Source organism: Pseudomonas sp. B21-019 (genome assembly GCF_024749225.1).
Lineage (GTDB): Bacteria > Pseudomonadota > Gammaproteobacteria > Pseudomonadales > Pseudomonadaceae > Aquipseudomonas.
The window spans coordinates 3326265-3351332 of sequence record NZ_CP087193.1; the positions used below are offsets into that span (position 1 = coordinate 3326265).

At 59.6% G+C, this 25068-nt stretch carries 23 protein-coding genes and 1 pseudogene; 13 read left to right on the forward strand and 11 right to left on the reverse strand.

The annotated features are described in order from the left end of the window. The 5 genes from LOY36_RS14855 (at nucleotide 1) to LOY36_RS14875 (ending at nucleotide 4494) form a co-directional block, all read left to right on the forward strand. Nucleotides 1-591 (forward strand): hypothetical protein, encoded by a 591-nt coding sequence (locus tag LOY36_RS14855; RefSeq protein ID WP_019649954.1) that lies wholly within the window; start codon nucleotides 1-3, stop codon nucleotides 589-591. A 64-nt stretch (nucleotides 592-655) separates the two neighbouring features. Next, on the forward strand, nucleotides 656-1603 hold the full coding sequence (locus LOY36_RS14860; RefSeq protein WP_026345917.1) for a hypothetical protein: 948 nt from the start codon (nucleotides 656-658) through the stop codon (nucleotides 1601-1603). Nucleotides 1604-1670: 67 nt separating this feature from the next. Beyond that, on the forward strand, nucleotides 1671-2351 hold the full coding sequence (locus LOY36_RS14865; protein WP_258668540.1) for a C39 family peptidase: 681 nt from the start codon (nucleotides 1671-1673) through the stop codon (nucleotides 2349-2351). A gap of 45 nt (nucleotides 2352-2396) precedes the next feature. After that, the gene (locus LOY36_RS14870) at nucleotides 2397-3143 is read left to right on the forward strand and encodes a hypothetical protein (RefSeq protein WP_019579215.1); all 747 of its coding nucleotides are present in this window, start codon (nucleotides 2397-2399) and stop codon (nucleotides 3141-3143) included. Nucleotides 3144-3189: 46 nt separating this feature from the next. Next, nucleotides 3190-4494: a transporter gene (locus LOY36_RS14875; RefSeq protein ID WP_019649957.1), complete on the forward strand. Its 1305-nt coding sequence runs from the start codon at nucleotides 3190-3192 to the stop codon at nucleotides 4492-4494. Nucleotides 4495-4561: 67 nt separating this feature from the next. Here LOY36_RS14875 and LOY36_RS14880 read toward each other — a convergent pair whose 3' ends face one another. Then, nucleotides 4562-5887: a sigma-54 dependent transcriptional regulator gene (locus LOY36_RS14880; protein ID WP_019649958.1), complete on the reverse strand. Its 1326-nt coding sequence runs from the start codon at nucleotides 5885-5887 to the stop codon at nucleotides 4562-4564. 343 nt (nucleotides 5888-6230) lie between these two features. Between LOY36_RS14880 and LOY36_RS14885 the strand changes: the two genes are divergently transcribed. The 3 genes from LOY36_RS14885 to nhaB all read left to right on the forward strand — a co-directional run bounded on the left by LOY36_RS14885 (nucleotide 6231) and on the right by nhaB (nucleotide 9640). Continuing rightward, on the forward strand, nucleotides 6231-6497 hold the full coding sequence (locus LOY36_RS14885; protein ID WP_064618110.1) for a hypothetical protein: 267 nt from the start codon (nucleotides 6231-6233) through the stop codon (nucleotides 6495-6497). A 283-nt stretch (nucleotides 6498-6780) separates the two neighbouring features. After that, complete coding sequence (locus LOY36_RS14890; protein ID WP_258668542.1) at nucleotides 6781-8070, forward strand: hypothetical protein; 1290 nt, start codon at nucleotides 6781-6783, stop codon at nucleotides 8068-8070. A 67-nt stretch (nucleotides 8071-8137) separates the two neighbouring features. Beyond that, entirely contained in the window at nucleotides 8138-9640 is a 1503-nt protein-coding gene (gene nhaB / locus LOY36_RS14895) for a sodium/proton antiporter NhaB (protein WP_064618114.1), read from the forward strand. 161 nt (nucleotides 9641-9801) lie between these two features. Here the strand turns inward: nhaB and LOY36_RS14900 are convergent, their stop codons facing one another. The 3 genes from LOY36_RS14900 to gnd are packed head-to-tail and all read right to left on the reverse strand — an operon-like array spanning nucleotide 9802 to nucleotide 13120. Beyond that, nucleotides 9802-10623 carry an HAD family hydrolase gene (locus tag LOY36_RS14900; protein ID WP_258668544.1) on the reverse strand — a complete coding sequence of 274 codons (822 nt, stop codon included), beginning with the start codon at nucleotides 10621-10623 and terminating at the stop codon, nucleotides 9802-9804. Continuing rightward, entirely contained in the window at nucleotides 10620-12143 is a 1524-nt protein-coding gene (gene zwf / locus LOY36_RS14905) for a glucose-6-phosphate dehydrogenase (protein WP_258668547.1), read from the reverse strand. Before zwf ends, LOY36_RS14900 begins: the two co-directional genes overlap by 4 nt. Next, the gene (gene gnd / locus LOY36_RS14910; protein WP_258668549.1) at nucleotides 12140-13120 is read right to left on the reverse strand and encodes a phosphogluconate dehydrogenase (NAD(+)-dependent, decarboxylating); all 981 of its coding nucleotides are present in this window, start codon (nucleotides 13118-13120) and stop codon (nucleotides 12140-12142) included. The genes zwf and gnd overlap by 4 nt, the downstream gene beginning before the upstream one ends. 272 nt (nucleotides 13121-13392) lie before the next feature. Between gnd and LOY36_RS14915 the strand changes: the two genes are divergently transcribed. Further along, the gene (locus tag LOY36_RS14915; protein ID WP_019579222.1) at nucleotides 13393-13575 is read left to right on the forward strand and encodes a DUF6026 family protein; all 183 of its coding nucleotides are present in this window, start codon (nucleotides 13393-13395) and stop codon (nucleotides 13573-13575) included. A 207-nt stretch (nucleotides 13576-13782) separates the two neighbouring features. Then, nucleotides 13783-15528 (forward strand): phosphoethanolamine transferase CptA, encoded by a 1746-nt coding sequence (locus LOY36_RS14920; protein ID WP_258668550.1) that lies wholly within the window; start codon nucleotides 13783-13785, stop codon nucleotides 15526-15528. Between the two features lie 225 nt (nucleotides 15529-15753). Here LOY36_RS14920 and LOY36_RS14925 read toward each other — a convergent pair whose 3' ends face one another. From LOY36_RS14925 to LOY36_RS14955, 7 genes and pseudogenes are all read right to left on the reverse strand, one after another. After that, nucleotides 15754-16245 (reverse strand): GNAT family N-acetyltransferase, encoded by a 492-nt coding sequence (locus LOY36_RS14925; protein WP_018926090.1) that lies wholly within the window; start codon nucleotides 16243-16245, stop codon nucleotides 15754-15756. Between the two features lie 119 nt (nucleotides 16246-16364). Continuing rightward, nucleotides 16365-16946, reverse strand: a pseudogene (locus tag LOY36_RS14930) (DinB family protein). Between the two features lie 18 nt (nucleotides 16947-16964). Continuing rightward, nucleotides 16965-18083: a cell division protein ZapE gene (zapE, locus tag LOY36_RS14935; RefSeq protein WP_258668551.1), complete on the reverse strand. Its 1119-nt coding sequence runs from the start codon at nucleotides 18081-18083 to the stop codon at nucleotides 16965-16967. A 49-nt stretch (nucleotides 18084-18132) separates the two neighbouring features. Then, nucleotides 18133-18474: a nuclear transport factor 2 family protein gene (locus tag LOY36_RS14940; protein WP_008010768.1), complete on the reverse strand. Its 342-nt coding sequence runs from the start codon at nucleotides 18472-18474 to the stop codon at nucleotides 18133-18135. 52 nt (nucleotides 18475-18526) lie between these two features. Beyond that, complete coding sequence (locus LOY36_RS14945) at nucleotides 18527-19243, reverse strand: YafY family protein (protein WP_019579228.1); 717 nt, start codon at nucleotides 19241-19243, stop codon at nucleotides 18527-18529. 276 nt (nucleotides 19244-19519) lie between these two features. Further along, complete coding sequence (speB, locus tag LOY36_RS14950) at nucleotides 19520-20479, reverse strand: agmatinase (protein ID WP_258668553.1); 960 nt, start codon at nucleotides 20477-20479, stop codon at nucleotides 19520-19522. 22 nt (nucleotides 20480-20501) lie between these two features. Then, nucleotides 20502-21593 carry a polyamine ABC transporter substrate-binding protein gene (locus LOY36_RS14955; RefSeq protein ID WP_258668554.1) on the reverse strand — a complete coding sequence of 364 codons (1092 nt, stop codon included), beginning with the start codon at nucleotides 21591-21593 and terminating at the stop codon, nucleotides 20502-20504. Between the two features lie 101 nt (nucleotides 21594-21694). Here LOY36_RS14955 and LOY36_RS14960 point away from each other — a divergent pair, with 101 nt between their 5' ends. The 3 genes from LOY36_RS14960 (at nucleotide 21695) to LOY36_RS14970 (ending at nucleotide 24833) form a co-directional block, all read left to right on the forward strand. Next, on the forward strand, nucleotides 21695-22597 hold the full coding sequence (locus tag LOY36_RS14960) for a LysR family transcriptional regulator (protein ID WP_258668555.1): 903 nt from the start codon (nucleotides 21695-21697) through the stop codon (nucleotides 22595-22597). Between the two features lie 231 nt (nucleotides 22598-22828). Further along, nucleotides 22829-24304 (forward strand): nucleobase:cation symporter-2 family protein, encoded by a 1476-nt coding sequence (locus LOY36_RS14965; protein ID WP_258674185.1) that lies wholly within the window; start codon nucleotides 22829-22831, stop codon nucleotides 24302-24304. A gap of 55 nt (nucleotides 24305-24359) precedes the next feature. Then, complete coding sequence (locus LOY36_RS14970; RefSeq protein WP_258668556.1) at nucleotides 24360-24833, forward strand: LEA type 2 family protein; 474 nt, start codon at nucleotides 24360-24362, stop codon at nucleotides 24831-24833. Nucleotides 24834-25068 lie beyond the last annotated feature (235 nt).

Here is a 25068-nt window from a genome sequence, read left to right on the forward strand (position 1 = left end):
ATGAGCCGCTCCCTGATTCTTCTCGCCCTGGTCATCGGTGCCAGTGTGAGCCCAGGCGCCATGGCCGACTCCAGCGTTCCGGTGGTCAACACCGCCAACATCCTGGATTCCGGCGCCCGGTACAACGGCAACTTCAACGTCAACCAGGCCTCCGGCGATCAACAGCAACAGGCCAATACCCGCGCTATCGCCATCGGCACCGATGCCTCGGCGACCACTCGCGTCATCCAGAAACTCGACACGCCCGCCAACCCGTCGATGAACGCGACGGCCACCATCGGCGGCAACTCTTTCAGTCAAGGCAACGGTGCACTGGGTGTCAACCAGGGCGCTGGGGCCAACAACCAGATGGCCAACGCAATGCGCATCAGCATCAGTGCTGCGCCGCAAAGCGTCGACGATAGCGCCCTTTCTCAACAGAACGTGGCGTTGTTACCAAGCTCAGGGGCAACTGACGCTTCAAAAGGCAGTCGCCAGGTCGTGACAAGCGACCAGGCCTTCACCGGCAGCCGAGGAGTGATTCAGGTGAACCAGAGTGCCGGGGTGGGGAACCGAATGGCTAACACCCTGAGCATACGGGTCGCTGACTGACCCGAACGCAGTGCGATTAGAAAGTAACCAACACTTAACCAACTAATAAGCACGGAGAAACACCATGAAACCCACAATGGCTCTCAAGCCTCTCGTGTTCGCCCTGGCAGCCGTCATGGCGATGGCTGCACAAGCCAACGATAACGACCATGGTCACGGCCACCATCATCACGGCCCCAAAGGCCCCACCTGGGAACAGCAACTGTCAATCGACTCAGCCGCCAGCGCCTATGTAGGGGATACACAGGACAGCAGCGGCAACTCGGTACTCAACCAGGGCACCGAAAACACTGCCAATGCCGACAACTCACTCAACGGTTCCAATGGCAACATGGGCGCCAACGTGGCTGGCGGTGACGGCAACCAACAAGACAACGCCGCCGCGCTGGCTACCGCCGATGAAAGTTTCATCTTCGGTTCTGCCGAGGCAACCTCCACCGCGTATCAGTACAACACCAATAACTACGTCAAAAACCGCTCTACCCAAAATAACGCCACGCTCGACAATGCTGGCAACAACGGCTCCGGCAACATTGGCATAAACGTGACTGCCGGCAACTTCAACCAACAGAAAAACAACCTGGCGATTGCCGTGTCCGGCGGACGCGTAGCGACAGCCTCGGCTGACGCTTATCAATCCACCACCGGTCTGGATGTAAAAAACAAAGCTGACCGGACCCACATCACCACCACCCTCACCGACACCACCACGTCCTCTGGCACCTTCAAGGCCCATGGCACCGGGACTATCGAGGACGATGGTTGGGATCACAGACGCCACGATGACGACAAGTTCAAGTTCACCGCCGTGGGCACCTTCGATCTGTCTAGCGTAACCACTCATCAAGTGTTGACACCAGACGGCTGGAAAAACCCTGTGATGAACAACGCCAGCATGAGCGGCTCGATGAACGGCTTCTCCGGCAACGGCGGCGCCAACGTGTCGGCGGGTGCGGGCAACCAACAAAGCAACTCGCTGTCCATCGCTGCCGGCTGCAGAGCCTGCATGTAATCGCGATCGAAATGAAAGCCCCGGCAACGGGGCTTTCTTTCCACGGTTCACCAAAGGCGTATCGATCATGCGTACGACAGCCTTTTTCGCCCTGCTGTGCCTGTGTGGCCTGACTCAGGCGGCACAGATGCCGGTGGCCGCCTTGCCGGGCGGCATACTGGTTTACAAGCAGGTGCAAAGCGTGCGTGAGCGCAAGTTCAGCGACATCGTCGAACAAAAAACCGACTTCAGCTGCGGCGCTGCCGCACTGGCCACGGTGCTACGCCAGGCTTACTGGCTCGATGTCGATGAGGAACACATCATCAAAGGCATGCTGGTCAATGCTGATCAGAACCTTGTCCGTACTCAAGGTTTCTCCATGCTGGACATGAAGCGCTACATCGAAGCAATCGGCATGCGCGCGCGTGGCTACCGGATACCGCCCGAGAAACTCGAAGCGGTGACCATTCCGGTGGTGGTGCTGATGGAAATTCGCGGCTACAAGCATTTCGTGGTGATGCAGCGGGCGGACAAGAACTGGGTCTATATCGGCGACCCGGTGCTTGGGCACAAACGCTATTCCCATGATGACTTTGTCAAAGGCTGGAACGGCATTGTCTTCGCTATCGTAGGTCCCGGTTACGACAAAACCAATGCATTGCGCAGCCCTCCGGAACCGCTGACGGCCAAGAACAAACTGGACACTTTCAACCCGGTCAAAGATGCCGAATTGATGGACTTTGGCTTCATTCAGAGCGACTTCTTCTAATCGCCCACTGATGATAGAGAGGGCCGGATGCCCCGGGAGCAGCAAATGAAAACCTCATACTGGCTGGCCGCCGCTTGCCTGGCAGCAAGCGCATCGGGCTATGCCAATGCAGGATTCAAACCCATCGAACTCAAGGACCATGAGCTCGCCGAGCTACGCGGTCGCTATGTCATGCCAGGGCGGATCATCAGCTTCGGCATTGTCATGAGCAGTACCTGGCGCAATGCCAGTGGGGACCTGATTGGCGCAACGACGTTGATGCAGATCCAGGCCTCTACCGTAAAGCCGCAGTTTTACGTGTCGACCATTAAAGAGTCCGGTAACGGCAGTGCGCCGCCATCGGGCACCGGGAATGTAATTGGTGGCGCAGGACTGACCACCACCCAGGGAGTCACCCAAACTGTGCGCGCCGCTGGTGACGGCAATACCGCCTACAACAATGTCGCCATCAACGTCCAGGAGGCCAACCAGGCGCCGGCGCCGAGTCCCGTCCAAGGGCAGGTGCTGACGAGCGGGCAAACCATTACCGACAGCAATGCCGCCGGTAACGTCGCAGTGGCGGCCACAGGTGGTGGCGTACAAATGGCCATCCAGGCCAACAACAACCAAGGCACGGCCATGCAACAGGCGGCTCAGGGGGGGCTGGTGCAGAACACCCGGCTTCTGGGCAACAGCAACAGGGTCAATAACCTGACGCAACTTAATGTAGTGCTTAACAACAACGGCCGAAATGCCGGAGCAGTCAACTGCAATCTGAATCAACTCAAGGCACTACGCAGCCTGGGATATTGAACTACGCTGATGTTCGATCATTGGGCTTCATGGGGGATGGCTAATCATGTATCGGTCAGTACCACTGCGCGCGATCGTTTGTCTGAGTACTTTGTTCCCGTCGGCGCTGCTGCAAGCAGCGTCCGATGCGGACGTGGAGGCTTTGAAGCAACAACTCATGGAGCTCAAGCAACGATACGAAGTACAACAAAAGGCCTTGGCAGTACTCGAACAACGAGTCCGCCAGGTGGAGGATCAACCGGCGGCGCCGCCGCCTAAACGCCTGGCCAAGTCGCCAGCCGACATGAAAGGCAACCCGCAAGTGGCCACAAGGACGGGAGCGGCCGCGGCTTCAGGAGGCGCCGCAGGCAGCGGCAGTTCCTATGGACAATCACTGGCCGATGACTCTCAACCGGCAAAGAGTGTTTCCAACCTGTATGACGAGGCCAGCGGATTCTTCGGCGGCGGCAAGTTCAGCCTCGAAACCGGGCTGACCTATTCGCGTTACGACACCCGCCAGTTGATCCTCAACGGCTTCCTCGCACTGGACTCGATCTTTCTGGGCAACATCAACCTGGACCGAATCAAGGCCGACACCTGGACGCTGGACCTCACCGGACGCTACAACTTCGACAATCGCTGGCAATTCGACCTGAACGTACCGGTGGTGTACCGCGAATCAACGTATCAGTCCGGCGGTGCCAACAACGGTGCAGCGGGGGTGACCAGCGAAGAAACCGTCACCCGGGATCCGACGCTGGGCGACATCAACTTCGGGATCGCCTACAAATTCATGGACGAATCGGTGAACACCCCGGATGCGGTGTTCACCTTCCGGGTCAAGGCACCGACCGGCAAGGATCCGTTCGGGATCAAACTGCGCCAGAGCGACGCCAATACCAACCTGTTCGTGCCTGACACCCTGCCAACCGGTAACGGCGTCTGGTCGATCAGCCCCGGTATCTCGCTGGTCAAGACCTACGATCCGGCGGTTCTGTTCGGTAGCCTGTCCTACACCCACAACTTCGAAGAATCCTTCGACGACATCAGCGCCACCGTCAATCAGAAAGTCCCGGGCAAGGTGCGGATCGGCGACAGCTTCCAGATTGGTGCGGGGATCGCGTTTGCGCTGAACGAAAAGATGAGTATGTCGTTCTCGGTGTCTGACCTGGTGCAACGCAAAAGCAAGCTCAAACAGGATGGCGGGGATTGGGAGTCGGTGGTGTCCAGCGACGCCAACGCCGGTTACTTCAATGTCGGCATGACCATCGCAGCCTCCGACAACCTGACCATCGTTCCCAACCTGTCCATCGGCATGACAGACGATGCGCCGGACTTTTCCTTCAGCCTGAAATTCCCGTACTACTTCTGATCGCTTCACCCCAATGGAAAAGGCCCGCTGCGATGGATGTCGCAGCGGGCCTTTTCGTTTACCCGCCCTAGCGGATCTGGTGCTTGTGCAGCAATCGGTAAAAAGTCGGCCGCGACACGCCCAGGACTCGGGCGGCAACACTCAGGTTGTCGCTGTGCCGATTCAACACATCACACAGCGCCTGGCGTTCGGCGCGGGTCTTGTAGTCTTCCAGGGTGCCCATCGGCGTGGCGAAGGCGTGTTGACTGAGCAGCCCCAGGTCTCGCGCCTCGATCTGCCGGCCTTCGGCAAGTACCAACCCACGACGTACCCGATTGGCCAGCTCGCGGACATTGCCCGGCCAGTCGTGCTTGCCCATGGCGACCAATGCATCTTCGCTGAAGCTGCGCGGACGACGACCGGTTTCACTGCTGTAGAAATGGGAAAAGTGGTTGGCCAGCATCAATAGATCACCATGGCGCTCCCGCAGCGGCACGGTGACTACTTGCAGGACGTTCAAACGGTAGTACAAATCTTCGCGAAAGCGTTTGTTCTCGATGGCCTCTTCAAGGTCGACGTGCGTCGCCGCCAATACCCGCACATCCACCGGAACAGGCTGATGACCGCCAACCCGCTCGATGTGTTTTTCCTGCAGGAAACGCAGCAGATTGGCTTGCAGCTCCAGGGGCAGATCGCCTATTTCATCGAGAAACAGGGTGCCGCCGTTGGCCGCTTCTATCCGCCCGACCTTGCGCTGATGGGCGCCGGTAAAGGCCCCCTTCTCGTGACCAAACAATTCGGACTGGATCAAATGTTCGGGAATCGCGCCACAGTTGATCGCCACGAATGGCTTGCTGTGACGCTGGGATTGTTGATGCAGGGTGCGGGCGACCATTTCTTTGCCGGTGCCGCTTTCGCCACGGATCAGCACTGGCGATTCGGTGGGCGCCAGTTTGCTCAGCAATTTGCGCAGCTCGCGAATCGGTTTGCTGTCGCCGAGCAGTTCGTGTTCAGGCTGATCGATATGAACCGTGCCCTGCCCGCGCAGGCGCGCCATGCCGAACGCTCGGCCCAGAGTGACCTGAACCCTTGAAACATCGAACGGCAAGGTATGGAAGTCAAAAAACCATTCGCAGACGAAATCCCCGACATTCTGCATTCGCAGGACATCCTGATCGAGCACGGCGATCCACTCGGTACCGCTACGGGTGATCAGTTCCTTGACGGCTTCCGGACGTTCCAGATGAAATGGCTGCAAGCGCAACAGGCCGACGTCGCAGGTTCGTTCCGCGGCGTTTTCCAGGGTACAGCTGTCGACATCCCAACCCACAGCGCGTAAACCCGGCAGCAAACGGTGGCAGTCGTCGCAAGGATCCACTACTAAAAGACGTCGTAAAGCAGGCGCTTCGATCATGACTGTTCCTTGGCGCCAAATTTTAGGAAATATTATTAAAAACAGTCATTTGGCGGGCTTCGGTGTAACACTAGCAAAAAATTGACGCTGGCTTGTATCGATTGCTTATAGGGACGTCGGCTTATTAGTTATAAAAAATCACTTAATGAGTTGCCTAACGAATTGAACCTTTCATTCAGCTTTCAGCAACTGCCTGAATCGCCGGCGAATCAAAGAAAGTTGAAATTTCTTTTGATTGTGTGTGACCCAACCCCCGGTTGCGGACATCAGTACAAGTAACCAGCCGAACGGTAAGCCCAACCGACGGCACATCACTTGATTGGGCACACAGAGAGAAGACCCCATGAACGCCCCGCTCCGTATCAACGAAGCTCTTTTGATTGCCGACCGCGCATTCCAACCCTTTCAATGCGTGGCCTGGGCCCCACAAGACGGTAATGGCGAGCTCAGCCTGGCCATCATTGATCGCACTAACACTCGTATCAGCCGCAAACAAATTCCCAGCAGTGCCTATTCCGATCCGCAGCAACTTGCACACTTGCTGGAACAAGCCCGCGCCGAGCTGAGCGAGGAAGGTTACACACTGCAATCGTGGTCCATGCCGCATTAATCTTTTTCGCGGATTACCGCCCGGTAATCCGCGTCCCTTCTTCTCCTTAGTTGACGGTTTTCTACGGTCAGCTGCATAACGCCATTTACGTTTTCCAACTTCTAGCCGCCAGATTACTTGGCAGGCTTGTCAGTGGTTCGAGAAGACACTGTTCTGGCACAAAACGCCGCTCCTCCCGAGCGTAATGGCAGTTGCGCATCATCGCATTCAGGGATTGAATGTTCTTCTCATGCAGTCAACCTCCGGGCACCCGGACAAGGACGACTGGCAAGGAGATGCGTGCATGCCACTCCAGACTGCTTTTGCCATACCGGCAGCGGTGAAAGACGCCGGGCAACTCGATAGCCATTTCGCCGGCAGCGGCAAGACTCAAGTGTATTTCGCCGGCAGTACCTCCAGCAGGGTCAATGGTGTGGCGATTGACCACACCGGCCGAATTCTGGTGGCAGCCAAGGTCGGCACGCCAGGTGGCTGCCGCTTTGGCCTGGCACGCCTGCGTGAGGATGGTTCGGCGGATCTGGCCTTCGGTAAACAAGGCAGCATCATCGGGCAATTCGCCCACGGCTACGAGGCCATGGCGGGCACGGTGCGGGTGCTGGCCGACGGGAACATTCTGGTGGCCGGCCTGCACTACGAAAATGCTCATCGTACGTTGCCCGCCGTGGCGATGTTTGATCAACGAGGCTGCCCGATACAGGGTTTTGGTGAGCACGGCCGCTGCGTGGTGCGCCTGCCGGGGAAGCTTTCCGAAGGCGCTCGCGACGCCTGGTTACCACCCGGCGTGCCGGGTACCGAAGCCTGTGATATCTGCGTGCAGGACGATGGTCGAATCCTGCTGCTGGCCAATCATCACTTTGAATTGGCCGATCACGTCGGCATGCTGATTCGGCTCAATGCCGACGGCTCGCTGGACAGTACCTTCAATGGTCGTGGCTTTGTCATGGTCCGGCACTTATTGATGAACACCTGGCTGAACAGTCTGATGGTGCAATATGACGGCCGAATCCTGGTGGGCGGATCGATCAACTTCCCCGAGGAAGGTTTGCTGGCGCGTTATCACACCGATGGCCAGCTGGATGACGGCTTCGCCGTGGATGGCTTCATGACCTTCAAGGCCTGGGGTCAGAGTGCCCAGGTCTGCCAGATCGTCCAGCACGAAAATGGTGATTTGCATTGTTTTGGCAGCAGTCGCGACCCGATGCACTGCCTCGCCCTGAATGTTCACAGCAATGGCCGACCTGACATGCATTGCAATAGCGGCCAGCCACAACTGTTGGAAATCAGCCACAGCGGCTGCCAGTGGACCGCCGCCCAGATACAACCGGACGACTGTGTGCTGACGGTCGGAGCGACGGGCGGCGGGCTCGAAGGCGATTTCATTCTCGCCCGGTATTTACCCAATGGGGCGCTGGATCGCAGCTTCGCCAATGGCATGGGCTGGGTCCGCACACGCCTGAGTCGAGGCCCCGACACCGCCACTTCATTGGCCGTGCAGACCGATGGTTGCATCGTCGTCGGCGGCTATTCACTGGATGGCAACTACCGCGCCGTCGTCGCCCGTTATCAACCCTAGTTTCCTGCACTTGATCTTCCCTTCCGCTTACGGCAAGTTGCGCGCTTCTTAATACAAGGAGTAGCCGATGTCCGGCTCAATGGCCCAGGCCTTCGCACACAATTTTCTTGGGCATTCACCCCGCTGGTACAAAGCCAGCATTATCGGATTCCTGATTCTCAACGCCCTGGTGTTGTGGACGATCGGTCCGGTGGCGGCCGGCTGGTTGTTGGTGCTGGAGTTCATCTTCACCCTGGCCATGGCGCTCAAGTGTTACCCGCTGATGCCCGGCGGGTTGCTGCTGATCGAAGCTCTGCTGCTGAAAATGACCACGCCCCAGGCGCTCTATGACGAACTGGTGCACAACTTCCCGGTGATCCTGTTGCTGATGTTCATGGTGGCGGGCATCTACTTCATGAAAGACCTGCTGCTGTTTCTGTTCTCCCGCCTGTTGCTGGGAGTTCGCTCCAAGGCGCTGCTGGCGTTGATGTTCTGTTTCCTGTCAGCGTTTCTCTCGGCGTTTCTCGATGCATTGACCGTGACCGCGGTCATCATCAGCGCGGCCGTGGGGTTTTACTCGGTGTATCACCGCGTCGCCTCGGGCAACGATCCGCGTCAGGACAGTGAGTTCGGCGATGACCGGCAGTTGCCGACGTTGCACCATGCCGACCTCGAACAATTCCGCGCCTTCCTGCGCAGCCTGCTGATGCACGGCGCGGTCGGCACAGCGTTGGGTGGTGTTTGCACGCTGGTTGGCGAGCCGCAAAACCTGCTGATCGGCCATGAGATGGGCTGGCACTTTGCCGAGTTCTTTCTGAAGATCGCCCCGGTGTCGTTGCCGGTGCTGGCAGCGGGCCTTGTGACCTGCGTACTGCTGGAGAAACTGCGCTGGTTCGGTTACGGCACGCTGCTGCCGGACAACGTGCGAGCGGTGCTGGCCAACTACGCCGCCGAAGACAACGCCGAGCGTACTTCGCGTCAGCGCGCCGCATTGCTGGTTCAAGGGGCGGCGGCGCTGATTCTGATTGCCGGGCTGGCGTTTCACATCGCCGAAGTCGGCCTGATCGGCTTGATGGTGATCGTGCTGATCACCGCGTTTACCGGTATCACTGACGAACACCGCCTCGGCACCGCCTTCAAGGACGCCATGCCGTTCACCTCGCTGCTGGTGGTATTTTTCGCCGTGGTGGCGGTGATTCACGATCAGCAACTGTTCGCGCCGCTGATCCAGTGGGTGTTGACGCTGCCGGCGGACCAGCAGCCGGGCATGCTGTTTATTGCCAATGGCTTGCTGTCGGCCATCAGCGACAACGTGTTCGTCGCGACCATTTACATCACCGAAGTGAAACAGGCATTCATCTCCGGCCACATGAGCCGCGAACACTTTGAAACCCTGGCGATTGCGATCAATACCGGAACCAACCTGCCGAGCGTGGCGACGCCTAATGGTCAGGCGGCGTTCCTGTTCCTGCTGACCTCGGCGATTGCCCCGCTGATTCGTCTATCGTACGGGCGGATGGTGTGGATGGCGCTGCCATACACCGTGGTGATGGGGGTTCTTGGCTGGTATGCGGTAAGTTACTGGCTGTAGCAGCCAATGTAGGAGCCGTAGGAGCCGTAGGAGCCGTAGGAGCCGTAGGAGCCGTAGGAGCTGTCGAGTGAAACGAGGCTGCGATCTTTTGATTTTGATTTTTTAAGATCAAAAGATCGCAGCCTCGTTTCACTCGACAGCTCCTACAATCGGTTGTGTATTCAGCGCTTGAGGATGTATCGCTCGATCGCCTGGGCCGCGCCGTCTTCGGTATTGGCCCCGGTCACCACGTCGGCCTGACGCTTCACCGCCTCTTCCGCCTGCCCCATGGCGATCGACAACCCGGCACGATGAAACATCGCCGGGTCATTGCCGCCGTCGCCCATGGCGGCGGTCTGTTCCAGCGACACCCCGAGAAACCCGGCCAGTGTCGCCAGTGCCGCGCCCTTGTTGGCCTGCATCGCGGTCACGTCCAGATAGACCGGCTGCGAACGCGACACCTGCGCCTGGCCTTCGACCTTGGCCAGCAACCGCGCTTCCAGCTCGATCAACAGTTCGGTGTTGTTGCTGGCAGCGACGATCTTGTCGATGCGTGCCAGGCAAGGCTCGAAACTCTCGACCACCACCGGCGGATAACCCAGGCCATGTTGTTCTCGCGGGACCATCGGGCCGTTCGAGTCCTTCAACAGCCAGTCACCACCGCTGAACACCCAGACTTCAATATCCGGCTGATCGGCAAACAGCGCCAGCGCCGTCAGCGCCGCCGTTGCCGGCAAATAATGCGCCACCAGCAAACTGCCATCCGGGTTGACGATCGTGCCGCCATTGAACGCCGCCGTTGGCAAATCAACGCCCAGGGCTTCGATTTGCTGCAACATGGCTTTTGGTGGACGCCCGGTGGCCAGGCTGAACAGCACGCCGGCGTCACGCAAGGCGCGGACGGCCTCGATGGTGCGCTGGCTGAGGCTGTGATCGGGCAGCAACAACGTGCCGTCCATGTCACTGAGCAGAAAACGGATGGGTTGTTGCGTGACGTCCCTCATCCGAGGCTGTGCCAGACGCGACCGTCGCGGGTCAGCAGCTCATCAGCGGCCTGTGGCCCGTCTTCGCCGGCCGCATAGCGCTCCAGGGTTGCGTCCTGCTGCCAGGCGTCGAGAAACGGCTGCACGGCACGCCAGCCGTTCTCGATGTTGTCGGCACGCTGGAACAGCGTCTGATCGCCGGTGAGGCAATCGTAGATCAAGGTTTCATAGCCAGTGGACGGCTGCATTTCAAAGAAATCCTTGTAGGCAAAGCCCAGCTCGATATTGGCCATGTTCAACGCCGGTCCCGGCCGTTTGGCCAGCAGGTCGAACCACATGCCTTCGTTGGGCTGGATCTGGATCCGCAGGTAGGTCGGCTGCAGTTCTTCGACTTCGGTATCGCGGAACTGCGCGTACGGCGCCGGCTTGAAGCAAATGACGATCTCGGTGTCGCGCACGCTCATGCGCTTGCCGGTCCGCAGGTAGAACGGCACGCCGACCCAGCGCCAGTTGTCGATCATCACTTTGAGCGCGACATAGGTTTCGGTGGTGCTGTCGGGCGCGACGTTGGCTTCGTCACGATAACCGCGCAGCGAATTGCCATCGATTTCGCCGGCGGTGTATTGGCCGCGCACTGAGTTGGCTCGCGCTTCCTCGATCGACCAGGGGCGAATCGCGCCGATGACTTTGGCCTTCTCGCCGCGTACCGCATCGGCGCCGAACGCCGCCGGTGGCTCCATGGCGACCATCGCCAACAATTGGAACAGGTGATTGGGCACCATGTCCCGCAGGGCGCCGGTGACCTCATAAAAACTGCCACGGGTTTCCACGCCGACGGTTTCGGCGGCGGTGATTTGTACGTGGTCGATGTAATGATTGTTCCAGAAGGCTTCGAACAGGCTGTTAGAGAATCGGCTGACCAGAATGTTCTGCACGGTTTCCTTGCCCAGATAGTGATCGATCCGGTAGATCTGCTTTTCCGTCATCACTTTGAGCAAGCACGCGTTCAAGGCTTCGGCGGTGTACAGATCCGAGCCGAAAGGCTTTTCGATCACCACCCTTCTGAACGCTTCAGGGGCTTCTTGCAACAATCCGGCAGCCCCGAGACGCCGCACCACTTCGCTGAAAAAGCGCGGGGCGGTGGCCAGGTAGAAGATGGCGTTGCCGGTGCCGCTGGCGTCGATTTTCGCCGCCAGCGCGTCATAAGTGCGTTCATCCAGGAAATCGCCCTGGACATAGCTGATGTGATTGGCCAATTTTGCCCACAACGCCGGATCAAGGGCCTGATCGCCCTTGCCGACCTTGGCTGCCACTTCCGCCCGAATGAAATCTTCGAGTTTTTTGGCAAAGGCTTCGTCACTGATGGCGTTGTGATCAACGCCGACGATCCGCAGTCCATTCCCCAGCAAACCATCGCGACTCAGGTTGTACAGCGCCGGCATCAGCAGGCGCTTGACCAGATCACCATGGGCACCGAACAAAAACAGCGTGGTGGGCGGTGCGGGTTCTGCCTTGGATTTCCTGCGGATCACGTGGGTCATTTTTTCGCAGTCTCCACATGGCCGCCGAAGCCGAAGCGCTGGGCCGAGAGAATCTTGTCGCCAAAGTTGCCTTGCCCGCGCGAACGGTAGCGAGAGAACAGCGAGTTCGACAGCACCGGTACCGGCACCGCTTGTTCCATGGCGGCTTCGATGGTCCAGCGCCCTTCACCGCTGTCGGCCACTTCACCCGAGTAGCCGTCGAGTTTCGGATCGGACGCCAGCGCATCGGCGGTCAGGTCGAGCAGCCAGGACGAGACCACGCTGCCACGACGCCAGACTTCGGCGATGTCAGCCACGTTCAGGTCGAAACGCTGATCTTCCGGCAGGTTGGTGCTGGCTTTGGTCTTGAGGATGTCGAAGCCTTCGGCGAAGGCCTGCATCATTCCGTATTCGATGCCGTTATGGATCATTTTGACGAAGTGGCCGGCGCCGGCGGGGCCTGCGTGGATGTAACCGCGCTCGGCGCGATCGTCATCGGACTTGCGATCCTTGGTGCGCGGAATGTCGCCCATACCCGGGGCCAGGGACTCGAACAACGGGTCAAGACGCTTAACCGTCTCGGCATCGCCGCCGATCATCATGCAGTAGCCACGTTCCAGGCCCCAGACGCCGCCGGAGGTGCCGACGTCGATGTAATGCAGACCTTTTTCCGACAGGGTTTTGGCCCGACGGATATCGTCCTTATAGAAGGTGTTGCCGCCATCGATGATGGTATCGCCCTCTTCAAGCAGGGTGCTCAGGGTGTCGATGGTGTCTTCGGTCGGTGCGCCGGCGGGCAGCATGACCCACACCGCGCGCGGCTTGGCCAGGCCAGCGACCAGGGCTGGCAAATCGGCGACGCCGGTAGCGCCCTCTTCGGCCAGGGTGTCGACAAAAGCGGTATTGCGGTCGTAAACAACGGTGGTGTGCCCGTTGAGCATCAGGCGCCGCGCAATATTACCGCCCATGCGGCCCAGTCCAATAATCCCGAGTTGCATGTACTGATGCTCCCTACTACAAATAAAGTGTGTCTAAGGTTATAGCCCAACGCGACTAGTGAAGGTTAGTCCAGAGCGGCGGGATGAAGTTTCCGGGCATTGTGCCCGATCCAGACTGATAACGTCGGGAATCGTGCCGAAGACACAACGACAATGAAAAATAAAAAAGTTCCCTTCAGGGGCAAAAGAAATCAAAATTGGCGCCGATAGTAAGTGAGCACCCGATTTCGGGAGCCGACTTACAGTTGATACCGCCATTTGCGAGGTGAGCAATGGGCACCGTACACACCGCACTGCCAGCACAAACCCTTTACGTCACGATCCGTCGCGATGAACTGCGCCAGTTGAAAGACGAGCGCGATCAGTTGAAACGGGAAGTTGCGCAATTGCGCCTGCTGACCCAAGGCAATCAGGCTCAGCCCTTGCCCATCACCCAACGTGCTCCTCACGCCTGATCTCCTCGCCTGCTCCTTCGTTTGAGAGAAGGGATCAGCCGCCGCTGTTTCCTTCTCGCTGCAATCCTGACCGCTTCGACAACTCACAAAGTTTTCACACTTGCTTGGCGATACTCCGGCCCTTTGTGGCTGCTTGCTTTGCGAGCGGCATCCGTTCGTCTGTAACAAGGAGAGTGCCGACGGCCGATCATCAGGCTGGAGTGTTGAATGGCTTTGTTTAAACGCAGCAAAACGTCTGCGAATGGTTTTGATTGGGCAGGATTTCTCTGGTTATTTCTGTTCTTCTGGTATTTCTCCGGTATCACCCAACTGCTGATTCAACTGACGGGCACCTCCGGTTTTAGCGGGTTCCGCCAGGCCTTTGTGATGAGCGCCGTCTGGCTCGCGCCAATGCTGTTATTCCCCAAACAAACCCGTGTGATGTCCGCGCTGATCGGCGTGGTGCTGTGGGCCTGCTCGATGGCCAGCCTGGGTTATTTCTTCATCTATCAGCAGGAATTCTCCCAGAGCGTCATCTTCATCATGTTCGAATCGAACGTGTCTGAAGCCGGCGAGTACATGACGCAATACTTTGCCTGGTGGATGGTACTGGCGTTCCTCGCCCACACCGCGTTCGCGTATTTCCTTTGGACCCGCGTGCGTCCGGTGTACCTGCCACGCGTCCAGGCGCTGATTGCAGCGACGGCGATTGTGCTGGCCGTGATCGGTTACCCGCTGATCAAGCAGACCGCGCACACCGGCAGCCTGGCGGAAGGCTTCGATAAATTCGAAACCCGCATCGAGCCCGCCGTGCCGTGGCAGATGGCCGTGGCCTATCACCGTTACCTCGGTACCCTGGCCGGCATGCAAGACATGCTCGACAGCGCCAGCAAGATCCCGCCGCTGAAGAACTTCACCGACTCGATGGCCAATCAGCCGGCGACCCTGGTGCTGGTGATCGGCGAGTCCACCAACCGTCAGCGCATGAGCCTGTACGGCTACCCGCGGGAAACCACCCCGGAACTGGACAAGCTCAAGGACCAACTGGCGGTTTTCGATAACGTCATTACCCCACGCCCCTACACCATTGAAGCGCTGCAGCAGGTGCTGACGTTCGCCGACGAAGAAAACCCGGACCTCTACCTGACGACACCGTCATTGGTCAGCATGATGAAACAGGCGGGTTACAAAACCTTCTGGATCACCAACCAGCAGACCATGACCAAGCGCAACACCATGCTCACGACCTTCTCTGAACAGGCCGACGAGCAGGCGTACCTGAACAACAACCGCAACCAGAACGCCGCCCAGTACGATGGCGATGTGATCGAGCCGTTCAACAAGGCGCTGGCCGATGCGGCGCCACGCAAGCTGATCGTCGTGCATTTGCTCGGCACGCACATGAGCTACCAGTATCGTTACCCGCCGACGTTCAACAAGTTCACCGACCGCAACGGCGTGCCGGACGGCGTGCGTGACGATCAGGTGCCGACGTACAACAGCTATGACAACGCGGTGTTGTACAACGACTTCGTGGTCTCGAGCCTGATCAAGGACTACGCCAAGACCGATCCAAACGGCTTCCTGCTGTACCTCTCCGACCACGGCGAAGACGTGTTCGACTCCGCTGGCCACAACACCCTGGGCCGCAACGAGAACAAGCCGACCGCGCCGATGTACACCATTCCATTCATGGCCTGGGCCTCGCCGAAATGGCGCGAAAGCCATGACTGGAGTTTTGCCGCTGATCTGGGTCGGCCGTACAGTAGCTCCCAGCTGATTCACACCTGGGCGGATCTGGCCGGCCTGAGTTTCGACGAACTGGACCGCAGCAAAAGCCTGGTCAGCGACAGCTTCAAGCCTCGGCCATTGATGATTGGCAACCCTTACGAGCGTGAGCAGCGGCCGTTGATCGACTTCAGCCTGATAAAACCCAAGGCCGCGCCGGTCGCCCCGGCAGTCGTTAAGCAGTAGTTTTGAAGAACCCGCGACCTGTAGCGCTGTAGCAGCTGTCGAGCACCGCGAGGCAGCGTTCGGCGGCGCAGCCGTCGTAAAATCAGGCGCTGCGGTCTGTCAGACACACTGTGCATTCAGGATTTACGACGGCTTCGCCGCCGAACGCTGCCTCGCGGTGCTCGACAGCTGCTACAGATGAATTAAGGGCGTCCTGATGGGTGCCCTTTTTTATGGCTCGGAGGACTAAAGCGCTTTGGTCCAGAACAGCATCCGGCCGTGCGCCGGGTCGAACATGCCGGGTGAAAAACCGAATTTGCCATAAGACGCCTGGGCCACTGGATTGCCTTCCAGCACTTCCAGGGTGATTTTGCAGCAGCCGCGCTGACGTGCGATGTCCTCGACTTTGTGCAGCATTTTCTGGCTCAGTCCCAACCCGCGAAACTTCGACACCACGACCACATCGTGCACGTTGACCAATGGCCGACAGGCAAAGGTCGAAAAGCCTTCGAAGCAATTGACCAGCCCTGCCGGCTCGCCACCGACAAACGCCAATACACTGAAGGCATGGGGCCGCTTGGCCAGCTCCCCCGGCAGTTGTTGCAACACATGGGTGGGCAACGACTTACCGCCACCCATTGGGTCTTCGGCGTAATGGTTCAATACAAGACAAATCGCCTCGGCATGTGTCGGGTTGCTGTAACTGGCCTGAAGCACAAGAATTTCTGCGGATTCCATTTCCACCCTCGATCACACATGAAGTTGCCCCAGTTCGCTTCTTGCGCACTGAAAGGTCCTGCGACATTATCGCGAGCGCCGGGGTGCCGACAACCGGATCCCGTTGTAATTTCGCACTTTCAAGCGCCCCAGATCAGTGCCTCGGTCCATCCCAGCTCGGCAAAGTCCTCGGCCCTCAACCCCGCCTCACCGGCACAGAAGAACTCGTCCAGTTGCGGCGGCTTGACCGACGTACCACTGAGCATCGCGTGAACCTGCCCGCGATGGTGAATCTGGTGCTCGAACAGATGGGACAGCAGGCGTAATCGGCTGTCGTGTTGCGGGGTATCGCGCGCAATGGTCACGATTCGCCCGAGCTCTGCGTCACGCAATTGCTCGCAGTAGGCGATCAGTCAACGGTCGACCACCGCTTGCTCGCGCTTGAGATCGGCGCCGTCGGTGAATGGCTCATCCTGGTTGAAAAACACATAGCAATCGGGATGCGGCTCGTCACCGCGCAACTCCCGCTCCAGGGCGTCCGCATAGAACCAGTCGCACGTCAGAATGTGGTTGAGGGTTGCGCGCAGGCTGGGGAAGAAACTGACGCGCGGCGCCGCCAGCTCAGCCGGGCTCAGTTGCATCCAGGCCTTGGCCAGTCGGTGATTGGCCCAGGCGTTCTGATAGGCCATGGTCAGCAAATGGTGGGACAAGGGCTGATTCATGTTCACTGCTCCCGGACATCAAGCCTCGGCAAAACGTTTTAGCTGCATCTCCTGCAAACGGCTGAGGGTGCGGCGAAACGGGAATTCCAGATAGCCCTCGGTGTACAGCGCCTCCATCGGCACCTGCGCTTCGAGGTACAGCGGCACCTTGCGGTCGTAGCATTCGTCCACCAGGGCAATGAACCGCCGCACACCGTCGTCATGCACCGATAACTGCGGCAACTCGCGATCCCCCGCCGCCACCCGCTCGACACCGTCTTCAGTGCCGCGGGCGATGCGCCCTTCGCGTTTTTGCGCGCTGAGATTAGGCACGTCACTCAACAGAATAGCGCTGAAGGTGTCGCACAGGGCCATGAAGTCCATGGCGGCAAAAGGCTGCTCGCAGACCTCGGCGTAACGACACCAGAGCACAGTTCGACTGGCCTGCATGACATTGACCGAACGGTAGCCGATCTGCACCGGAGCGCTGGACAGCGTCTGGCCGACGGTCAAGGCCTTGAACACGTCGCCGAGTGCGCCGGGCTGACCCGAAACGTTCACCCAATAACGCTGCAGGCCGGCGCCGGGGTGCAGACGATGATCTTCTCCACCGTCCACCGCAATCACCTGCATGTGCTGCTTGATCGCGCTAATCGCCGGCACAAAGCGGTCGCGGTTGAAGCCATCGGCGTACAGCTGATCCGGCGGTTGGTTGGAGGTGCAGACCACCACCACGCCCTGTTCGAACATCACCTGGAACAAGCGCCCGAGAATGATCGCGTCACCGATGTCGTTGACGAACAGTTCATCGAAACACAGCACCCGCACTTCCTGGCTCAGCTCGCGGGCCAGGGCCTTCAGCGGGTCGGCGGTGCCGGTCAACTGGAAGGAGCGCTGATGCACCCAGCCCATAAAGTGGTGAAAGTGCTGCCGCCGGGCCGGGACGCGCAGGTTTTGATAGAACTGATCCATCAACCAGGTCTTGCCCCGCCCGACCGGGCCCCAGAGGTACACGCCGGTGATGGGCGCGCGGCCTTCCTGCAAGGCTTCGTGGCATTTTTGCAGCGCCCACACGGCATGTTCCTGGGCTTCGTCCTGGACGAAGCCCTTCTGTTCGATGGCGTGTTGCCAGGCGGTTAAGGGAGAGTCGACATTCATGCACGGCAGTATACGTCTCTATAGCGGCTCGCCAAGCCTGGGCCGGTGGTTACAGAGAGATGTCCAGCCGGGCGATCTTGCCCTGTTCATTGAGGCGGAACATATAGCGCAATTCCAGCGGGCTGCCGGGAAAAGTGCCGGAGATCAGGTTGTGCACCAGCACTTTGCCGGTGCGCTGTTGAACGTCAAGCACCTCGACCCGCGGCTGATAACGTTGTGCTGTGTCTTGCATCCATTGGGCGATGGCTTGCGTGCCGACCTGATGCTGCCCCTCATCGAACACGTTGGCATCCTCAGCGAAAAAACTGGCGACCCTCGAGGTGTCGCGAGCATTGGCGGCAGCAATGTAGGCGGCAATGGCGGGGGCCAGTGAAGAGGCTGGATTGGACATGTTTACGGCTCCTTGTGAGTTGATTCTGGAGCCATGCTAAAACAAGCCAGTGTCAGTTCTTGTCAGGAGTGAAACGCCCTGCTTCGTCCAGTTGCATCTGCTTGCGCCAGGTGCGCAACAGGTCGCTGCGCCGCCCCGGATAGCGCTCACCCTGTTCACTGGCAGCCGAGATCCGGTCAGTGCGGAACGTGCGATAGGCACTGCGCAACTCACACCAGGCGACGATGATCCGCACCTCATTGAGAAACCCCAGGGCCAGTGGCCAGATCAACCGTTGGCTGGGCACCTGGTTGGCGTCTGCGTAATCGATATGCAACTTGGCCTGATCGCGGATGGCCTGGCGAAACACATTCAATGGCACGGCATTTTGCGGATAGCCATATCCCGGCGGGCCCGGCAGCACCGTTGGGTTGCGCAAGGCGTCCTGGGCCGTCGGGTCGAGCACCGCGGCGATTTTTGCCAGGGCATCGGCCGCAGCTTTGCTCAAGACCTCATCGCCACGCTGATCCACGTAGCGCAAACCGAGCACGATGGCTTCGGTTTCATCGGCATTGAGCATCAAGGGCGGCAGAAACAGACCGCTGCGCAACACATAGCCGATCCCCGCTTCACCAAAAATCGGCGCGCCGAGTGCGGTGAGTTCAGCGATGTCTCGGTACAGCGTGCGTTCGGAAATCTCCAGCTCGCTGGCCAATGTCGCGGCAGTCACCGGACGACTTTTGCCCCGCAGCACTTGTAACAAGGTCAGTAAACGAGTGGTTCGCGACACGGTCGGCAGGCTCCTTTCTGGAAGTCGCCGGAGCTTAGCAGAGGCTACTGTCAGAAAGTGGCAGGAGCGAAAGTCTGACACAGCCCGGAGCGGGTTTATGTGGCGAGGGGGCTTGCCCCCGTTGGGGTCCGAAGCGCCCCTAAAACCAGCCTTCGCGGTCTTGCATCAGAAAATGCAGTGACCGGTTTACGATTGCTTCGCAATCGAACGGGGCGGTGCGGCGGTCCGACAAGCCCCCTCGCCACACAAGCCCCACCCGCCACATCGGCTTGCCCGTTACCGATCGACCTTATGCCTGGCCGCATACAAACACAGCATTTCCATGGCCAGGGTCGCCGCAGCCAGTGAGGTAATGTCGGCGTGGTCGTAGGCCGGTGCCACCTCCACCACGTCCATCCCCACCAGGTTGATCCCGCGCAAGCCGCCGAGAATCTCCAGCGCCTGCACCGTGCTCAAGCCGCCGCACACCGGCGTCCCGGTGCCGGGCGCGAAGGCTGGGTCGAGGCAGTCGATGTCGAAGGTCAAATACACCGGGTGATCGCCGACCCGCGCACGAATCGCCTCGACAATCGCCTCGCACCCTTGCCGATGAACCTGCCGCGCATCCAGCACCTGAAAGCCCTGATGATCGTCATTGGTGGTGCGCAAGCCGATTTGCACCGAACGCGACGGATCCACCAGCCCTTCCCTGGCCGCATGCCAGAACATCGTGCCGTGATCGACACGCTTGCCCTCTTCATCCGGCCAGGTGTCGCTATGGGCATCGAAGTGAATCAATGACAACGCGCCATGCTGGCGGGCATGGGCCTTGAGCAGCGGATAACTGATGAAGTGATCGCCGCCGAAGGTCAGCATCGCGCAACCGTTATCCAGGATGTGCCCGGCGTGGGCTTCAATGCTTTCCGGCACCGAATGCGGCGCGCCGTAATCGAAGGCGCAATCGCCGTAGTCGATCACCGCCAAGTGATCGAACGGGTCGAACGTCCACGGCCAATGGCGTTCCCAGGCGATCCCGGTGGACGCCGCCCGAATGCCGCGTGGTCCGAAACGCGCACCGGGGCGGTTGCTGGTGGCGGTATCGAACGGCACGCCGCTGACCACCACGTCGACGCCACGCAAGTCGCGGCTGTAGCGCCGACGCATGAAGCTGGTGATTCCGGCGTAGGTGCTTTCGGCGGCAGTCCCGTAAAGACTGTCGCGGGTCATGGCCTGATCGTTCTGTGCAGGGACATCCATGGGTGTGTTCCTTATTGTTGGCTTATTGACGGCTACGGAAAGTGGTCCACAGGCGGGTGCGCTGACGCATGTCCTTGAGGCTCATGCTGCGGTCGGCGTACAGCCGCTCACGCACCTCGGCCTGCGGGTAGATGTCGGGATCGCTGCGCACCGCCTCATCCACCAGTGGCGTCGCCGCCTGATTGGCCGTGGCGAAGAACAGCGTATTGGTCAGTGCGGCAACGGATTCGGGGCGCAACATGAACTCGATGAAGGCTCGAGCGGCTTCGGGGTGCGGCGCATCCTTGGGAATTGCCAGGTTGTCCTGCCATACCAGTGTGCCTTCACGTGGAATGCGGTAAGCCACCTCGAACGGTTTATTGGCCTTGCGCGCCTGATCGGCGGCCATGCTCGCGTCACCGTTGTAGGTCAGTGCCAGGCAAACGCTGCCATTGGCCAGATCATTGATCTGCCGCCCGGTGGCGACGTACAGCACCGACGGCTGTAGCTGACGCAACAGGGCGTCGGCGGCTGTCAGATCAGCCTTGTCGGTGCTGTAGGGATCTTTACCCAAATAATGCAACGCCAGGCCAATCACCTCTTGCGGCGAATCGAGAATCGCGATGCCGCAGTCTTTCAGTTTGCTGGCGTATTCGGGCTTGAACAGCAGGTCCAGGCTGTTGAGCGGTATGTTGGGCAAGCGTTGTTTTGCCGCTTCAACATTCATCCCTAGCCCGAGCGTGCCCCAGGTGTAAGGCACGCCATAGCGATTGCCGGGATCGACCGCCGCCAGTTTTTCCAGCATGTCCGGGTCGAGGTTGGCGTACCCCTTGAGGCCATCGTGCGGAATTTCCTTCAGCGCTCCCGCCGCCAGGCCGCGCGCCAGGACACTGGACGACGGCACCACCACGTCGTAACCGCTGCCGCCGGTGAGCAGTTTGGTTTCCAGCACTTCCGGCGTATCGAACGTGTCGTAGCGCACGTGGATGCCGGTTTCCTTTTCGAAGCGCTGCAAGGTCTCGGGCGCCACGTAATCGGCCCAACTGTAGAGATTGAGGACTTTTTCCTCAGCCTGGGCCGGCATGGCCATGGCGAGGAACAGCGCGGGTAAACACAGCTTGAAGAGCGGAGCCATGACGAACACCTGACCGGAGGAAGTGGTTGCAGGATGCGTCGTCGGTTACATTGGAAAAATACCAGGTTAGTTATCCTGACTTTATTGCGGAGTAATGTTTGATGCTTGGCCAACTGCATGATCTGGACCTGCACCTGCTGCGCCTGTTTGTCAGCGTGGTGGAATGCGGAGGCTTCAGCGCGGCCCAGGGTGAGCTGGGGCTGAGCCAGTCGAGCATCAGCCAGCAGATGGCCAAGCTCGAAACCCGGCTCGGTTATCGCCTGTGCAGTCGCGGCAAGGGCGGGTTCAAGATCACGCCCAAGGGCGAACAGTTGCTCGTTGCCACCCGCGCCTTGTTCGAATCAATCGAAGCGTTCCGCCATCAATCCAACGGCGTGGCCGGACGCTTGATTGGCGAAGTGCGCCTGGGCTTGTCCGAAGCGCTTGATCAGTCGGTGCTGCAACGGGTGGCCGAGGCGATCCGACGCTTTCGCGATCGGGACGAATCGGTGCGCATCGAGTTGATCAGCGCCATGCCCGGCGAAATGGAACGGCTGTTGCTGCAACAACGGCTGGACTTGGCGATCGGCTATTTCTCACAGGCGCAGCGTGCTTTTGACTACCGTGAACTGTTCACCGAAACCCAGCACCTGTACTGCGCCTCCGGGCATCCGCTGTTCACCGATGACGCACCTGACGATCAAGCGCTCCAGGCCTGCGACCGGGTCGATCACCCCTATCGTTTCCTGCGCAGCGATGAGCCGTTTCAGGGGAAGCTCTGTTCAGCGCGATCCGAACAGGTCGAAGGCACCCTTGCCTTTATTCTGTCCGGCAAGCACGTGGGTTACTTGCCCGATCACTTCGCCCGTAGCTGGGAAGACAAAGGGTTGCTCCGTGCCGTGCGCCAGGGCGATATGAGTTTCGAGGTGGCGTTCCACCTGGCGCGCCATCGCGCACAAGTGCCGGGGGATGCGCAAAAGGCCTTTGAAGAGGATCTGCTTGCGGCATTCGCGGCGCCCGTTTGATCTCCTGTGGCGAGGGAGCTTGCTCCCGTTCGGCTGCGCAGCAGTCGCAAACCCACTATATGCGGTTTGACTGGCCGATTTTGGGGCCGCTTCGCAGCCCAGCGGGAGCAAGCTCCCTCGCCACAGGTGTTGTGCATGCCCCCTGTACCGTTTAGCGTTGCCCTCGATGCCCACGGCTGGCATCCTGCGCTCCCTTTTCCGACCGGCCCGCCTTCTGGCACGCACCTGACCATGACCGCAGCTGAACAAACCGCTTCCCCACGCCACAACGATCTGATTTACGGCCTCGACGACCGCCCTCACCTGACTGCCACGGTCTTCGCCGCCCTGCAACACGTACTGGCGAGTTTCGTCGGCATCATCACTCCGACGCTGATCATGGGCAGCGCCCTGGGCCTGCAAAGTGAAGTGCCTTATCTGATCAGCATGGCGCTGTTCGTCTCGGGGCTGGGCACGTTTGTGCAGGCGCGGCGGTTCGGTCCGGTAGGCTCCGGCCTGTTGTGCCTGCAAGGCACCAGTTTCTCGTTCATTAGCGTGATTCTTAGCGCCGGGTTCATGGTCAAGGCGCGAGGCGGCGGCACCGATGAAATCCTGTCGACGATTTTCGGCGTGTGCTTTTTCGCCGCGTTCATCGAAGTGGTGTTGAGCCAGTTCATCGGCAAGCTGCGGATGCTGATCACCCCGGTGGTGACCGGCACCATCATCACCCTCATGGGCCTGTCGCTGATCAAGGTCGCCATGACCGACATCGCTGGCGGTTTCGGTGCGGCGGATCTCGGTGCGGCCAGCCACCTGGCGCTTGCCGCACTGGTGCTGGGGACTATCGTGGTGTTGAACCGGGTGGACGTGCCGTTCCTGCGCCTGGGAGCAATCGTCATCGGCCTCGCCCTCGGCTATGCGGTCGCGTGGTTCATGGGCCAGGTCGATTTCGCCAGCCTGCCCGCCGTGCCGCTGATGAGCGTGCCTGTGCCGTTCAAGTACGGTTTCTCCTTCGATTGGGTGGCGTTTGTGCCAGTGGCGGTGATTTTCCTGGTGTCGCCCCTCGAAGCCGCTGGTGACCTGACCGCCAACTCGATGATTTCCCGGCAGCCGGTCAAAGGCCCGGTGTATATCCGTCGGATCAAGTCCGGGCTGCTGGCCGACGGCCTCAATTCAGCCATGGCGGCGGTGTTCAACAGCATGCCGATGGTGACCTTCGCCCAGAACAACGGGGTGATTCAGCTCACTGGCGTGGCCAGCCGTTATGTGGCGTTTTTCATTGCCGGTCTGTTGGTGCTGCTGGGCTTGTTCCCGATGATCGGCGCCGTGCTGCAATTGATGCCGAAACCGGTGCTCGGCGGTGCCGAACTGGTGATGTTCGGCACCGTAGCGGTGGCCGGAATCAAGATCCTCGCCGAGGCAGGCCTGCATCGGCGCAACATGCTGATCGTGGCGATTTCCCTCGGCATGGGCCTGGGTGTCGCGGCGGTGCCTGAAGTCTTGCGCGAGCTGCCGAAGGCGCTGCACAACATCTTCGAATCGCCGATCACTGTCGGTGCGTTGTGCGCTATCGTGCTGAATATCTTCCTGCCCGAAGAGTTCATCGAGCTGGAAGAAGACGAGTTCGACCCGGAAGCCTCGGTGCTTCAGGTGATGCAGAACCCGGATGTTCCGGCCAAAGGTGAACCCACGTCGCCTGTGGTTGTCGCACAGTTGAACCGTCCGTAATGCTCAAAGGCCGAGCTTTGAGCGGTTCGGCCTTTTTCTTTACGAGAATATGTTCATGCGCAGATTGCTAGCCCTGTCCCTATCCCTTCTATTGCTCTCCCTGAGCGCCTGCGCCTTGTTCCCCAGTCGCGACCCGCTGCACATCAACGTGGTCGGTATCGAGCCGCTGCAAAGCCAGGAGCTGGAAGTGCGCTTCGCGGTAAAACTGCGCGTGCAGAACCCCAATGAAACCGCGATCGCCTACAACGGCGTGGCGCTGGATCTAGAGGTTAATGGCCGACCACTCGCCTCCGGCGTCAGCGACCAGTCGGGCTCGATCCCGCGATTCTCCGAAGCAGTCATAGTGGTGCCGGTGAGTATTTCGGCGTTCACGGTGCTGCGTCAGACCCTCGGATTGAGTCAGACACAAACCCTGGACAATCTGCCCTACGTACTGCGCGGCAAACTGGCTGGCGGCGCGTTCGGCACGATGCGTTTTGTCGATCGCGGGAAGCTCAGCCTGCCGGGTTCGACCTCCGGCACCTGGTAACGCGCTAGTAACGTAATTCTGTTCACTTACGCCGTAATGCGATCTGTAGCAGCTGTCGAGCCTGCGAGGCTGCGTTCGGCTGCGAAGCAGTCGTCAAATAAGACAATGCGGTGCATCAGATACACCACGGCAGCCGGACTCACGACTGCTGCGCAGCCGAACGCAGCCTCGCAAGCTCGACAGCTGCTACAAGGAATGCGTCGCGGCTGAAATCGCTTAAGTGAACCGCAGCACG

Excerpts from the sequence above, each read along its gene's own strand:
- LOY36_RS14915 (WP_019579222.1), top strand. The coding sequence starts at position 13,393 with ATGGGCACCGTACACACCGCACTGCCAGCACAAACCCTTTACGTCACG.
- LOY36_RS14860 (WP_026345917.1), top strand. The coding sequence starts at position 656 with ATGAAACCCACAATGGCTCTCAAGCCTCTCGTGTTCGCCCTGGCAGCC.
- LOY36_RS14955 (WP_258668554.1), bottom strand. The coding sequence starts at position 21,593 with ATGGCTCCGCTCTTCAAGCTGTGTTTACCCGCGCTGTTCCTCGCCATG.
- zapE (WP_258668551.1), bottom strand. The coding sequence starts at position 18,083 with ATGAATGTCGACTCTCCCTTAACCGCCTGGCAACACGCCATCGAACAG.
- LOY36_RS14900 (WP_258668544.1), bottom strand. The coding sequence starts at position 10,623 with ATGAGGGACGTCACGCAACAACCCATCCGTTTTCTGCTCAGTGACATG.
- speB (WP_258668553.1), bottom strand. The coding sequence starts at position 20,479 with ATGGATGTCCCTGCACAGAACGATCAGGCCATGACCCGCGACAGTCTT.
- LOY36_RS14880 (WP_019649958.1), bottom strand. The coding sequence starts at position 5,887 with ATGATCGAAGCGCCTGCTTTACGACGTCTTTTAGTAGTGGATCCTTGC.
- LOY36_RS14875 (WP_019649957.1), top strand. The coding sequence starts at position 3,190 with ATGTATCGGTCAGTACCACTGCGCGCGATCGTTTGTCTGAGTACTTTG.
- LOY36_RS14970 (WP_258668556.1), top strand. The coding sequence starts at position 24,360 with ATGCGCAGATTGCTAGCCCTGTCCCTATCCCTTCTATTGCTCTCCCTG.
- gnd (WP_258668549.1), bottom strand. The coding sequence starts at position 13,120 with ATGCAACTCGGGATTATTGGACTGGGCCGCATGGGCGGTAATATTGCG.
- LOY36_RS14870 (WP_019579215.1), top strand. The coding sequence starts at position 2,397 with ATGAAAACCTCATACTGGCTGGCCGCCGCTTGCCTGGCAGCAAGCGCA.
- LOY36_RS14940 (WP_008010768.1), bottom strand. The coding sequence starts at position 18,474 with ATGTCCAATCCAGCCTCTTCACTGGCCCCCGCCATTGCCGCCTACATT.
- LOY36_RS14960 (WP_258668555.1), top strand. The coding sequence starts at position 21,695 with ATGCTTGGCCAACTGCATGATCTGGACCTGCACCTGCTGCGCCTGTTT.
- nhaB (WP_064618114.1), top strand. The coding sequence starts at position 8,138 with ATGTCCGGCTCAATGGCCCAGGCCTTCGCACACAATTTTCTTGGGCAT.
- LOY36_RS14890 (WP_258668542.1), top strand. The coding sequence starts at position 6,781 with ATGCCACTCCAGACTGCTTTTGCCATACCGGCAGCGGTGAAAGACGCC.
- LOY36_RS14865 (WP_258668540.1), top strand. The coding sequence starts at position 1,671 with ATGCGTACGACAGCCTTTTTCGCCCTGCTGTGCCTGTGTGGCCTGACT.
- LOY36_RS14920 (WP_258668550.1), top strand. The coding sequence starts at position 13,783 with ATGGCTTTGTTTAAACGCAGCAAAACGTCTGCGAATGGTTTTGATTGG.
- LOY36_RS14925 (WP_018926090.1), bottom strand. The coding sequence starts at position 16,245 with ATGGAATCCGCAGAAATTCTTGTGCTTCAGGCCAGTTACAGCAACCCG.
- LOY36_RS14855 (WP_019649954.1), top strand. The coding sequence starts at position 1 with ATGAGCCGCTCCCTGATTCTTCTCGCCCTGGTCATCGGTGCCAGTGTG.
- zwf (WP_258668547.1), bottom strand. The coding sequence starts at position 12,143 with ATGACCCACGTGATCCGCAGGAAATCCAAGGCAGAACCCGCACCGCCC.
- LOY36_RS14965 (WP_258674185.1), top strand. The coding sequence starts at position 22,829 with ATGACCGCAGCTGAACAAACCGCTTCCCCACGCCACAACGATCTGATT.
- LOY36_RS14885 (WP_064618110.1), top strand. The coding sequence starts at position 6,231 with ATGAACGCCCCGCTCCGTATCAACGAAGCTCTTTTGATTGCCGACCGC.